Here is a 13,012-nt window from a genome sequence, read left to right as displayed (position 1 = left end):
CTACAGCAGCAGATAGCAGCCTGATGAGAAAGGGAGAAGCCCCTGAATCATTACGTCCATTTCAGAGTGAGGAAATGGAAAGCCGGCAGCGTTCCTTTTTTGGCGCCCTGAAGGGATTTTTTCCGTTCCGGATGGGCAATGCCTCCATGGATGATAAATTGCTCAGCAACGTAAAAGTATTCCCTAACCCGGTGGTTGATCAGATCAATCTGTCATTCAGGCTCAATAAACAGCAGGCCGTTTCCATTAAGGTGATGGATGCACTGGGAAATGAGGTGATGACATTGCTTGACCAGCAGCTGGACGCGGGAAACCAGCATCATGCGTTTGAAACCAACGACAAACTTACCAACGGATTCTACTTTATCCGGGTTTCTGCAGGTACCGAAACCGTGATAAAGCGAATTTCCGTATTGTAACCCCTTCCATCTTCTACGTTTGGTACATCCTTTTCCCATCACACCTTCGTGTGGGACGAAAACCTTAACCTTACAGCTATCTCTGATTTATTGTTCAGTTCCGGAATTATTCCTGTGGGTTATTCGGGGTCTATCCAGCGGCCGTCTCCACGGATAATTTCGATGAGCTCGTCCAATGCATCGGCTGACTGCACATTACGTTTAACTACTTCTTTTCCACGATACAGCGTAATCTTTCCAGGTCCTGCCCCAACATATCCGTAATCCGCATCGGCCATTTCCCCCGGTCCGTTAACGATACATCCCATAATCCCGATTTTAAGTCCCTTCAGGTGATTGGTCCGGCTGCGGATCATCTGTGTAGTTTCCTGAAGATCAAATAATGTACGTCCGCAGCTTGGACAGGAAATATATTCTGTTTTGGAAATGCGCGACCGGGTTGCCTGCAAGATCCCGAATGAAGTTGCTACCAGTTTATTGAGTGGCGTAGCCGGCGAATCGATCCACACGCCGTTACCCATTCCATCCACCAACAGCGCTCCCATATCGGTAGCGGCGTAAAGCTGTAATTTAGAAACTGGTTCTTCGGGGCTCATAAAATCACCTGCCGGACCGGAAAAAGCTTCAGGGGCATAATACCGCCGAATGATTACGGGATTGGTAAGGCCGAGTGTACGGATGGCTGAAAAGAATAATCGTTGGTCGGCCATTCCGTGAAGTTCATCGGTCTCCACAACGAAAACAAGTGTCTTATCCAGCGGAAGGGACTCAAAGGCCGGCGTATACAGGTCGGCACGGCGGATGCGCACCAAGTTAAGCTGACTGTCTTTTTCCGTAGCTGTTATAAACTCGCCCAGTTGATATACGGGATGAATGTTCGCCTTGCTCCTGATGCCCCGCCATGTCTGGTAATTATACAGTTGCTTAAGGTTCCCGGGCATGGTAAATGAAGGTAACTCATCCGCCAGATATACAAAATCGACCGACTGTTCACCCATGTGGTACTTGTCCAACAGGATGTCGTAGCGGTAGCCCGCATCGGTAAGTACCTGGGGATCTTTCAAGTTACTGCGAGAGATGTCGACAACCACACGCGGTACCAATGATCCGCCAATAAATGCATTTACTTCTTCTGTGCGGTAAGGTGATGGGGCGAGATCCGCGGAGTATGATTCGTTACGTACTGTTTCTACCGGTTCTGCTTTTACCTGCCGGTTGGTGTATCGGTTTATTAATGCAATAGCTACCGGTGCCTCGAGTTCGGGTTCTTCAGTCAGGGAAACGCGGACGGTATCGCCAAGGCCGTCTTCCAGTAATGTCCCTATACCCACGGCCGATTTGATGCGGCCGTCGTCGCCGTCGCCGGCTTCCGTTACCCCCAAATGCAGCGGGTAGTTCATCCCCTCAGCCACCATTTTTTCAACGAGCTGCCGGTACGCCTGTACCATGACCTGCGGGTTGCTGGATTTCATGGAGATGACCAGGTTGTAATAGTTTAAATCTTCGCAGATCCGGATAAATTCCATCGCGGACTCCACCATGCCCTCCGGCGTATCGCCATAGTGGCTCATGATCCGGTCGGATAGCGAACCATGGTTGGTGCCGATGCGCATGGCAGTGCCGTATGCTTTGCATATTTTCACCAAGGGGGCAAATTTTGTGTAGATACGGTCCAACTCAGCACGGTACGCCGCTTCGGTGTAATTTAGCTGATCAAATTTTTTCTTATCGGCGTAGTTTCCCGGGTTGATACGCACCTTTTCTACAATACGCGCAGCCACTTCCGCAGCGTTTGGCGTAAAATGGATGTCCGCAACAAGCGGAACCGTGTATCCGCGTTTGCGGAGCGCCTTTTTAATTTCGGCGAGGTTGTTCGCCTCCTTGATACTGGGCGCGGTAATACGCACATATTCGCAACCCGCTTCCACCATCCGGATAGTTTGCTCAACCGAACCTTGGGTATCCATGGTGTCTACGGTTGTCATGCTCTGGATTCGGATCGGATGGGTTCCCCCCATGGGTACATCGCCAATGGAAACTTCACGGGTATGCCACCTCGAATATGCCGTCAGTGAATTGCAGTAACCGCCAGGTAGGGAGTTTCCGATTTTGGTATCCATAATAACGCAAAGTTAGCGATAAAAAGCGAAAAGCATACACAGACGGCCACGGGAGAAATCAGAGAAGCCGGTCTTTAATTACCAGTGTGTCCGCAATCCTGTCGTGCCAACAACGCTGTTTCCGGTCGAAGAAACCTGCAAAGAAGCCAATCCCCAGCGTAGCGATCCCCACCAGCTTAGCCACATTACGTAGCAGCGCACGCCCGTAGCTGATCGGTTTGCCCTGTTGATCGGTAACTTTAATCCCGACGAGCATCTTTCCGACTGACGCCTGCCTTTTTGAACCTTCAGCAATCACGCAAAAGACAAATTTGATGACAGGAACCAATATCAGGCCGGCGAGAAGCGTAGGAATATGCTCCTGGCTATTCCCTACACCAGCCAGATAAATAGCTGCCAGGATAGCGTAACAACAAAATGCAATAAAATAATCGATAGCCGTACTCAATAGGCGTACATCCAGCGTCGCGAAATATTGCGGCGGCGTGAGCTGATGCTCAACATGCAAGAGCCTGCTCAACTCAGGCCATTCCCGTAATTCTTTGAACTCCGGCTGACCGATCGGTTTTACGAAATCTGTTGGACGGAGCGACATATCGCGCAGTTCATCCAATGTAAAAGGTCCTGCCGGCTTCCCCGCAAGAACAACTTCATATTGATCATGTTGTACTTCCACGCTTAGTCATAACGTTGTACTGAAAAAGAACTTAACCCGCCTTTGAGGCTAATGGTAAAATGATTCGTTGCTCCGGTATAATTTTCTGTGGTATATGATCCGTCGCTTTGTTTCGTGAATCCCGGAAAATCCTTGGACGAAAGTCCGGAGTCAATAACAATCCGGCAAGCCGCGGCGCGGGGTATTTCCACTTCGATATCCGCTACACCCGACTCCGCGCTGATGACGGTTTCCTGTAGCGGCATACCCAATCGGGCCTCAAATGATGCGGCACCACCCTTGAAACGAAGGCTGGCCACCTTATATTCGGTAAGGTCGAATTCTGCACTGCCGGCACCCATCTCCAGATTAATATGCCATTCCGGCCGGGTGTTGAGACTAATCTGGGCCTGGTTATCGTTTGCATCCAAATCCCAATGGCTATCGCCATCGTTTTTCATGCTGAATAGCAGCCGGGCGACATTGCCGGTAGTAGTAGTTTCGAGGTGATGTGCACCAAAAGTATTCGTTGCTTCAGCGCTGAAGAGACGCTCGGTATGGCCGGTAATTTCATAAGCTACCGCCCCGCCCCGGATGTCGAGGTGTGCCTCCGTAATGGCGCTGTCATAATCGTGGGTAAACGTTCCGCTCGACCGCTCCCGACGTCCCTTGTTACGTTCCCGGCGTGTTTCATTACGCTCCCGGCGTTCGGAATCCCAATCCCGGCGTTCTTCACTGAACCACTGCCGGCCACCGGGAGGGATGGTGCCACGATACGCTAAAAAAGCCAGGGCAACGACGGTTACGGCAATGGAGATTAACGAGCCCGCACCACGTTTTGGTACCAACAGGTTTACGCCCACGACAATGAGTATAACGGGCCACATATGAAGCACCGACCGCCAGTAGAAGTCAATAATCGATAAATTATCAAGTAACAGGATGCCGCCCACAAACAGCAGGACAAGTCCCCAGCCAAATTTTTCTTTATTCATGATCGCGATGATTTAGTGTGTCATTGTCCGCCTGAGGTGCATCTTTTCCATCCGGTTCGGATGGCGCGGTATCCGCATATTCATCCTCATGTTGCAATGGTGTGGTACGCTGACTCGTGTTGAACGCCCCAACGAGCAGTGCTATTCCGAGAATGATGATCGCCACTGGCCAAAAGCGGGCGAAATCATGCCAATAAAATACATCGAGCTGATGCAATAGGAAAAAGATGCCCACCATTAATAGGATGATTCCCGCGATATACCGGTCTTTTGATTTTCTGGTTTGCCGGCTGGTGGCACTTGCAGCTTCATAGGCAGGGGCTTCCGGGGATTGGAATCCCGGCGCGCGATAGTCGACATCGAAGGGGTCTCTGGGCAGGAATGCTGCCTTTACCGGCAATACAATCCACAATACCACATAGACTATGGGGCCAAGGAGACCAACACCATACCCTGCAAAAAAGACGCTGAGTATAAACACAATCCGTATCCAGGTCTTATCGATATTAAAGTATTCCCCTAATCCGGCGCAAATCCCCGCGATAGCTCCTTCGTGCGGGATTCGCTGAAGTTTCTTTTCCATATCTTTTCAAATTATATGTTACCATTTCTCGGTGTTACGACCAATTCATCCACATTAGCACCCTCACTTACCCGAAGACAGGTCAAAATGGCCTGAGCAATATCTTCCGGTAATACGAAACGGTCAGCCGGTATTGGTGTCCCTTCCCACGACGACGTCAGGGTAGAACCGGGGATGATTTCCGTAACTCGCACACCGTAAGGCCGTAGTTCATCCCGCAATACCTGGGTTAGACCGCGTATCGCATATTTTGTTACAGTGTATGTTCCTGCCGCCGCTACAGGCGACCGGCTTGCAATGGAACTGATATTGAAGATATGGCCGCTGCGATTTTTACGCATGACGCGGCCGATGGTCTGGCAAAGGCGGTAGGCCGTATAATAATTAACCTGCATTTGCGCTTCATAATCTTCTGCTGTTTCATCCAGAATGGATACCGGCCGGTAAATGCCCACATTATTGATAAGAATGTCGATCGCGTCCTTTTGCGCGGCCGCCTGTTCTGCCAGGTCGTGCACCTGTTGTTGCTGCGAGAAATCAACCGGGTAGGTCGTTACGTAAATTGCCGGATAGGTTTGTTCCAGCTGATGTTTAATGCGGTTTAATGCCTCCGTATCACGGGCGCACAGCAAAAGATTGTACCCGTTTTGAGCTAGCTTTTCCGCTATTGCGGCACCCATCCCTTTGGTTGCTCCGGTAATGAGTGCGGTTTTATTGGACAGGAACGTCATACGATCTGGATTTTATGGTTCAATTTACCGGTTTTGCCAAAAATACTAAGTTTTATTTATCAAGAATAACAAACAAAATATGCGCCGTTTCGTTTTGCCTGTGCGGGTGATGCAACTGGCTTAGGCATTTATTGTTCCGGCATAATTTCAAAACACGTATATTTAGCGGAATATTCAGGCAGATTTATGTTTTTTACCTATTTCGGCAGATACCTGCTTTTATTGAAATCAGTATTCAGGCGGCCTGAAAAATGGCGGATTTACTGGAAGGAGATTATCCATGAGATGAATGAAATTGGCGTGGGTTCTCTTGGTCTTATCGCGATTATTTCGACGTTTGTCGGTGCGGTAATGACCATGCAAATCGCCTTTCAGCTGGTTTCCGATCTCATTCCTTCGTCGGTCATTGGTCAGATTAATCGCGATTCCAGCATCCTGGAGCTAAGCCCCACCATCACAGCTCTGGTGCTGGCCGGAAAAGTAGGTTCATCCATCTCTTCACAGATCGGATCGATGCGGGTAACCGAACAGATTGACGCACTTGAAATTATGGGCATCAATGCGCCGGGTTATTTGATCCTTCCGAAGATACTCGCCGGCATCACCATGATTCCGATGTTGGTTATTATGTCTATTTTTCTGGCGTTGGTCGGCGGGTTAATGGGAGGCGCATTCTCAGGCGCCGTTACCCCCGTGGATTATATCAATGGAATTACCGACGGGTTCAAGGGATATACGGTTGCCGTTGCCTTAGTAAAAGCATTTGTGTTTGGTTTTATCATTACTTCCGTTTCGGCATTTAAAGGCTTTTATGTGCGGGGCGGGGCGCTGGAAGTCGGACAGGCCAGTACCCGGGGTGTAGTCATCAGCTGTATCAGTATTTTGGCAGCCGATTATATCGTAACCGCATTAATGCTTTAGCTTTAGCAGATTCACATACATGATTGAAGTACAGCATATACATAAATCGTTTGGCGATAACCAGGTGTTGAAGGGTATTGACGCCACGTTTGAACCCGGTAAAATCAGCCTGATTATCGGAGGGTCCGGTTCGGGCAAGAGTACATTACTTAAATGCATGGTAGGCCTGCATACACCCGAACAGGGAAAGGTATTGTACGATAGCCAGGACTTTACGCGCATGGATTTTGAGAGCCGGATTCCGATCCGTAAGGAAATCGGTATGCTGTTTCAGAATTCGGCATTGTTCGATTCCATGACCGTGGAGCAGAATATCATATTTCCCCTGGAGATGTTCACTGAAATGAGCAAGAGTGAGAAACTTGACCGGGCGAACTTCTGCCTGGAACGGGTAAACCTCGCCGGCCGAAACAAGCTGTACCCGGCTGAACTTTCCGGTGGCATGAAAAAACGTGTGGGTATTGCAAGAGCAATCAGTATGAGTCCGAAGTACTTGTTTGTCGATGAACCCAACTCAGGTCTTGATCCCGAGACGGCGATTTTGATCGATGAGCTGATCTCCGACCTAACGGAGGAATATAACTGTACGACTGTAGTTGTTACCCACGATATGAATTCTGTAATGGGCATCGGCGATTATATCCTGTACCTGTATCAGGGGAAGAAATGGTGGGAAGGTTCCAATAAGGAAATTGCCCATACCGATGTGAAGGAACTGAATAACTTTGTCTTTGCAAGCCCATTTATGAAGGCGGCCAGGGAGCGGTTTTAATTTTTTATCTTTGGCGGATAAAACAGTTACTTTGGCAGCAAATAGCATCCAACTCCTCACTCCCCAGCATTGGGAAGACTATGAACTCATCGACTGCGGCGATTTCGAGAAGCTCGAGCGTTTCGGCAATGTGGTCCTGATCCGCCCCGAACCGCAGGCTGTATGGCCAAAGGCACTTTCCGATTCGGTGTGGCAGCAACGCCATGATATCCGCTTCCGCGGACGGTCTGCCACAACGGGCGAGTGGTTGAAGAAGCGTCCGCAATTGCCTGACCGCTGGCACATTGCCTACCGGACAAAAGTAACCTCCATTAAACTTCGGCTGGGCCTCACGTCGTTCAAGCACGTTGGGGTATTTCCGGAGCAGGCCGTCAACTGGGATTACATTGCCGACACCATCCGCTTATTTCAGACGCCCAAGCCCAAAGTATTGAATCTCTTTGCCTATACGGGCGGCGCATCACTGGCTGCGCGGGCCGCGGGCGCCGACACTACGCATGTCGACTCGATCAAACAGGTGGTCACCTGGGCGAACGAGAATCAGGAACTATCGGGCTTGTCAGATATCCGGTGGGTGGTTGAGGATGCACTGAAGTTCGTGAAGCGTGAACTAAAAAGAGGGAATACCTATCACGGAATTATTCTGGACCCCCCGGCCTATGGCCATGGCCCGAAAGGCGAGAAATGGAAACTAGAAGATCACATTGCTGAAATGATGCGCGACGTAGTCCAGCTACTGGATCCGCGGGAACACTTCTTGATCCTGAACACATATTCGTTGGGCTTTTCTTCGGTTATCGTGGAAAACCTCATCCGCGCCGCCATGCCTTCTGTGACCCAGCTGGAGACCGGCGAACTGTATCTGCAGGCCACTGCCGGCAATAAATTGCCATTGGGCGTCTTCGGTAAATTCCGTAAAACCAGTTAACTGCGATGAAACCAGATCAGTTGCTTTTTGAAGACAGTAAACACCCATGGGAGGACCTCGGTGGGGGTGTCCGGCGGAAGGTTATGTCGTACAATGCGGATGTAATGGTCGTCAAAGTTCAGTTTGGATTACATGCGATCGGGACGATACACCAGCACCCGCATACCCAGGTAACTTATGTGGCGAGTGGTGTATTTGAGTACACGGTCGACGGACGTACCTACACCATCCAAAGCGGGGATAGTTGTTATGTGCCACCAAATGCCGTGCACGGTTGCCGGTGCATAGCCGCCGGAGTACTGATTGATATTTTTAGCCCGATGCGCGAAGATTTTCTTCCCTAGCAAGCATCCCGATAAACGGTGAGCGCTATTCGAAAACAACGGTTTTGTTGCCGGTAATGATTACGCGGTCCTCAATTACCAGTGCAAGTGCTTTGCTCAACACGGATTTTTCCACTTCCTTCCCCGCACGGACCATGTCTTTTACCGTATAACTGTGATTAATGGTACGGATATCCTGCGCAATAATAGGTCCTTCATCAAGATCATTGGTTACGAAGTGAGCAGTGGCACCGATTAATTTGACGCCACGTACGTAGGCTTGCTTGTACGGATTCGCCCCGATAAATGCCGGAAGGAAGGAATGATGGATGTTGATGACCCTGCCGGGATACCGCGCCACAAAGTCGGGCGAAAGGATCCGCATGAATTTAGCCAACACGAGGTAGTCCGGTTGATAAGATTGGAGTACCGCTGCAACCTGCTCCTCGAACTCCTCCCGTGATTTTCCCTCATGACTAACGTGATGGAAAGGAATATCAAACCGTGCCGTAAATGCACTTAAATCGTCGTAATTGCCCACCACGCAGCATACTTCCGCACCCAGTGTGTTAAAAAAATGCCGTACAATAATGTCGCCAAGGCAGTGGTGTTCTTTGGTCACCAAAATGGCAAAGCGTTTTTGCTGTGGCGGGTTCAGCTTTACGGAAGCTCCTGCCGGGAGCCGTTGCGTCAGTTCTTCAATGAGCCGTTCGGGTTCGGTGGTTTCGCCCGCACAGACAATGCGTACATAAAATCGATTCGCTGCCTCATCGACATACTCACGCATGGTTACGATATTCAGGTGATGTGCGGCTACCGTATTTGCAATCAGGCCAACCAAGCCGACGGCATCACGGCATTGGATGAGAATCAGGGTTTGGTTTATCATGATGTCAGGCTACCAATTCTTCAGTATTCTTCGGGAGTTGTTCTTCGGCGATATCGACCTCAATCCGCAGGTTATTGACAATGTGTTTCTGCCGGTCGGGCGTGTTTTTACCCATATAATATTCCAGCAATTGCATAATCTTGTTTTCTTTTGACAGAATAACCGGGTCCAGCCGCATATCCTTTCCAATAAAAAGTCCGAATTCCTCGGGGGAAATTTCTCCCAGCCCCTTAAATCGGGTGATTTCCGGCTTGCCCCCTAATTTCAGGATAGCGCGCTGTCTTTCTTCGTCACTGTAGCAATAAATCGTTTCTTTCTTGTTCCGTACCCGGAATAGCGGTGTCTGCAAGATCGAAACATGTCCCGCTTTTACAATATCGGGAAAAAATTGCAGGAAAAATGTCATCAGCAGCAGGCGGATATGCATGCCATCTACGTCGGCATCTGTTGCAATTACAATATTATTGTAACGCAGGCCATCCAAACCATCTTCAATATTGAGCGCATGCTGCAATAGGTTGAACTCTTCGTTTTCATAGACGACCTTTTTAGTCAAACCAAAGGCGTTGAGCGGCTTACCCTTTAAACTGAACACCGCCTGAGTCTGTACATCGCGCGATTTCGTGATGGATCCGCTCGCGGAATCCCCTTCGGTGATGAATAGGGTAGTCTCCTGAACCCGCTCATGTTTATCACCGTAATGGACTTTGCAGTCGCGCAGCTTCCGGTTATGCAGGGATGCTTTTTTTGCCCGCTCGTTTGCCAGTTTTTTAATGCCGGCAATGTCCTTTCGTTCGCGTTCGGATTGCATAATCCGCTTCAGTAGGGCATCGGCGGTACTGCCATGCTTATGGAGGTAATCGTCCAGCGCCTTTTTTACAAAATCGTTGATGAACGTGCGTACCGTTGGTCCCTCGGGGCCGACGTTCTGTGAACCAAGTTTTGTTTTGGTCTGCGATTCGAACACCGGTTCCTGCACCTTAATGGCGATGGCACCGATAATGGAAGCCCGGATGTCAGATGCATCAAAATCCTTTTTATAGAATTCGCGCACCGTCTTAACCACCGCTTCGCGGAATGCCGCTTGGTGGGTACCTCCCTGGGTCGTATGCTGACCGTTGACGAACGAATAATATTCCTCTCCGTATTGCTGCCCATGGGTAATGGCAATTTCAATATCATCGCCACGGAGGTGAATGATGGGGTAACGCATTGATTCGGCATCGATGTTGCGTTCGAGCAGGTCTCGCAGTCCATTTTCGGATATGAACTTCTGCCCATTGAAATTAACGGTCAGTCCCGAGTTCAGAAACACATAATTCCAAATCATGTTTTCCACGAATTCAGCACGGTAGTGGTAATTTCTGAAAATGCTGTCATCCGGATAGAATGTTACCGCGGTACCGTTGCGTTGGGTAGTTTCTTTCTCCTCGTCGCGCAGCAGCTCACCCTTGCTGAATTCAGCGATCCGGGTTTTTCCCTGACGGTAAGATTGCACGGTAAACGAGCTGGAAAGCGCGTTTACTGCTTTGGTTCCCACACCATTCAGACCGACAGACTTCTGGAATGCCTTACTGTCGTATTTGCCTCCTGTATTAATCTTGGAGACGACATCCACCACTGATCCAATGGGTATGCCGCGCCCGTAATCGCGTACGGTAACCTTGTGTTCGTTGACCGTAATATCTATGGTTTTCCCGGCACCCATCACAAATTCATCGATGGAATTGTCTACCACCTCTTTAAGCAACACATAAATGCCGTCATCATAGGCTGAGCCGTCCCCAAGTTTACCGATATACATGCCAGGCCGCAGCCGGATATGCTCTTTCCAGTCCAGTGAACGTATACTATCTTCGTTATATGCTGTCATGCTGATTATCGTTGTTGGCTATGACTTGCCGGCTGTCAGTGGTTAGCCATTGGCTGCCAATTGCCACGCAATTATACGCAATTTTTACTTATTCTGCCCGCTTCCCATACCCGTCCCCGCTCAGCGATAACCTATTAGGGTACTAATCACCGGTCACTTTCACCCGGATACCTGAACTGTGGCTGCTGAATTCCGGTGCATACATACACTGGATCGTACTGATGCCGTTGGAGAAGTCACCCGCCTGTGCTACAAATACTGGATATTCAAACACATAGGTTCCCTTCCGAAGGTAATCGAAGAAGAAATTGGTGGCTGCATCACGCGTACTTTCGTAGTAACCCAGGCCACCTTGGTAGCGGTATCCGCTCAAGACATTGATGGGTTCGAAACATGCGGCACGCATATCCTTCAGGTGCACAAATTCCATGTCACGGTCCACCCGCAGTTCAATCCGCACGCGTACTTTGTCGCCGACTTTCAATGGATTCGTGGTGGTAATTTCCTCCAGCACCGGTCCCCGGTCGGTATTCCGCTCAACATATAATTGCTTTTGCAGGCTGAGTGGGGTTTCCGCGTGGGAAATCTTATCCAGGTCTTCAAAATATTGCCAATATACTGCTCCCCAGGCCACCCCTTCGTTAGCCGCTTTTTCCACATTTACGGAAATGTTGCCCATCGCCGGAGTAACGGCACTGCCGTCAAAGCGTTTTTTGAAGTAGCCGGTTCCGGCTTCTGTTGACAGCTCACTGGACCGAACAGTTTCCGGTCCTACCCGAATGGTGACGGCGGGCTCGGCTACCAGCCAGTCGCTTCCCTTGAGCAACAGGGCATAGATGGCATCCGCTGTTGCTTTCGTTGTGTTCCAATGCTGCGTTTGCTTTTGTTTAAGCAGCCATACTTTCAGGTCATCTACCGTTTTGGTGTCGCCCGTTATTTCCGAGAACGTTTCAATAAGCAGTGCCTGCGCTTCGATGGGTGCTTCATACCACCAATATCCATGTGGCATTGACTTCCAGTACATGCCCATCTCTTCATTCCGTATGGCGGTTTCGCGGAGCGATTTCATCAGCTCAACCGCGGCATTCCCATTGCCGGCACGGTAAAGCGCCAGTGCCAACTGGCCCTTGAGGTAAGGGTTAAACTGTGGCCAATACGTGCCTGCCTGGGTAAGGTAATAGCGGTATGCAGTCTGATATTCGTCCGGTACCGGTAGGTTGCCGGTGAGGCTGCGTAGGTAAAGGTATTGGACCTGCGTATTGCCAATATGCTGTTTTTTAAGGTCGGCCTTATCGGTTATCAACTGGTTATAATCGGCGTTGATTTGCCTGTCCAGGTAATCAACTGCCCGGGCAAGGATCTCGTTTGCCGTTTCGGTGTTTGCGCCGGCTACACCCAGTTTTTGCAGGCGCGCAATCCCGGTCGCGATGTGCTGGGTAATGTACCGGTTGCTCATCATTCCCCTGAACCAGGGGAAGCTGCCGTCGGCGAGTTGCATTTCGGCCAGTTTTGCCAGGTTTTGCTGCAAGCCACGGGCAAGTTTATGGTTATCGAAAAGCAACGCAATGCGGCGTTTCTGTTCACTTTCATTCTTTGCTTCCATTACCCAGGGGGTTTCCTCCAGTAACGCGGTTTTTAATTCCTGGTTTTTTTCCAGGTTGGAGAGCAACGCCGTCGTGTCGCTCGATTTCCACTGGTCGAAAATCGCTTTTACGCGGGGTGCCTGTGCTACTATATGCGCAGCCAGTGCATTGGCATAGAACCGGCTGAACACCTGTTCGGCACACTCATACGGATACTCCA

Annotated in this window: 13 protein-coding genes; 5 read left to right on the top strand and 8 right to left on the bottom strand. The window is 49.9% G+C overall.

All coding sequences use genetic code 11. The features are described 5' to 3' along the window. A partial coding sequence (locus ABWO75_RS11535) for a T9SS type A sorting domain-containing protein (RefSeq protein ID WP_353185680.1) occupies positions 1–419 on the top strand: 419 nt, incomplete at its 5' end. Positions 420–538: 119 nt separating this feature from the next. Here ABWO75_RS11535 and ispG read toward each other — a convergent pair. From ispG to ABWO75_RS11510, 5 genes are read right to left on the bottom strand one after another with little or no spacing between them, the layout of a single operon-like run. Further along, positions 539–2,539: a (E)-4-hydroxy-3-methylbut-2-enyl-diphosphate synthase gene (gene ispG / locus ABWO75_RS11530; protein ID WP_353185678.1), complete on the bottom strand. Its 2,001-nt coding sequence runs from the start codon at positions 2,537–2,539 to the stop codon at positions 539–541. A 58-nt stretch (positions 2,540–2,597) separates the two neighbouring features. Further along, entirely contained in the window at positions 2,598–3,215 is a 618-nt protein-coding gene (locus tag ABWO75_RS11525; RefSeq protein ID WP_353185676.1) for an RDD family protein, read from the bottom strand. 2 nt (positions 3,216–3,217) lie between these two features. Then, positions 3,218–4,189, bottom strand: coding sequence for a toast rack family protein (locus ABWO75_RS11520; protein WP_353185674.1), 972 nt, complete (start codon positions 4,187–4,189; stop codon positions 3,218–3,220). Continuing rightward, the gene (locus ABWO75_RS11515; RefSeq protein WP_353185672.1) at positions 4,182–4,772 is read right to left on the bottom strand and encodes a PspC domain-containing protein; all 591 of its coding nucleotides are present in this window, start codon (positions 4,770–4,772) and stop codon (positions 4,182–4,184) included. The genes ABWO75_RS11520 and ABWO75_RS11515 overlap by 8 nt, the downstream gene beginning before the upstream one ends. Before the next feature lie 11 nt (positions 4,773–4,783). After that, positions 4,784–5,503, bottom strand: coding sequence for an SDR family oxidoreductase (locus ABWO75_RS11510; RefSeq protein WP_353185670.1), 720 nt, complete (start codon positions 5,501–5,503; stop codon positions 4,784–4,786). Between the two features lie 186 nt (positions 5,504–5,689). Between ABWO75_RS11510 and ABWO75_RS11505 the strand changes: the two genes are divergently transcribed. From ABWO75_RS11505 to ABWO75_RS11490, 4 genes are read left to right on the top strand one after another with little or no spacing between them, the layout of a single operon-like run. Then, on the top strand, positions 5,690–6,424 hold the full coding sequence (locus tag ABWO75_RS11505) for an MlaE family ABC transporter permease (RefSeq protein ID WP_257657254.1): 735 nt from the start codon (positions 5,690–5,692) through the stop codon (positions 6,422–6,424). A gap of 19 nt (positions 6,425–6,443) precedes the next feature. Further along, complete coding sequence (locus tag ABWO75_RS11500; protein ID WP_353185667.1) at positions 6,444–7,196, top strand: ABC transporter ATP-binding protein; 753 nt, start codon at positions 6,444–6,446, stop codon at positions 7,194–7,196. Positions 7,197–7,227: 31 nt separating this feature from the next. Then, complete coding sequence (locus ABWO75_RS11495; protein WP_353185665.1) at positions 7,228–8,124, top strand: class I SAM-dependent methyltransferase; 897 nt, start codon at positions 7,228–7,230, stop codon at positions 8,122–8,124. A gap of 5 nt (positions 8,125–8,129) precedes the next feature. Then, positions 8,130–8,468 carry a cupin domain-containing protein gene (locus ABWO75_RS11490; protein WP_353185663.1) on the top strand — a complete coding sequence of 113 codons (339 nt, stop codon included), beginning with the start codon at positions 8,130–8,132 and terminating at the stop codon, positions 8,466–8,468. Between the two features lie 25 nt (positions 8,469–8,493). On the opposite strand, the gene purU is transcribed toward ABWO75_RS11490, so the two are convergent. The 3 genes from purU to ABWO75_RS11475 form a co-directional block, all read right to left on the bottom strand. Beyond that, a complete protein-coding gene (purU, locus tag ABWO75_RS11485; RefSeq protein WP_353185661.1) occupies positions 8,494–9,336 on the bottom strand; it encodes a formyltetrahydrofolate deformylase in 843 nt (280 codons plus the stop codon). Between the two features lie 4 nt (positions 9,337–9,340). Further along, positions 9,341–11,209, bottom strand: a complete 1,869-nt coding sequence (locus tag ABWO75_RS11480) for a DNA topoisomerase IV subunit B (protein ID WP_353185659.1) — start codon at positions 11,207–11,209, stop codon at positions 9,341–9,343. A gap of 142 nt (positions 11,210–11,351) precedes the next feature. Further along, on the bottom strand, positions 11,352–13,012 hold a 1,661-nt coding region (locus tag ABWO75_RS11475; RefSeq protein WP_353185657.1), incomplete at its 5' end, for an alpha-2-macroglobulin family protein.

Origin of the sequence: Parapedobacter lycopersici (assembly GCF_040395035.1) — a bacterium.
GTDB classification, from domain to species: Bacteria; Bacteroidota; Bacteroidia; order Sphingobacteriales; family Sphingobacteriaceae; genus Parapedobacter; species Parapedobacter lycopersici_A.
Note: the sequence above shows the minus strand (reverse complement) of the source record. Positions and strands in the feature narration are given on the sequence as shown.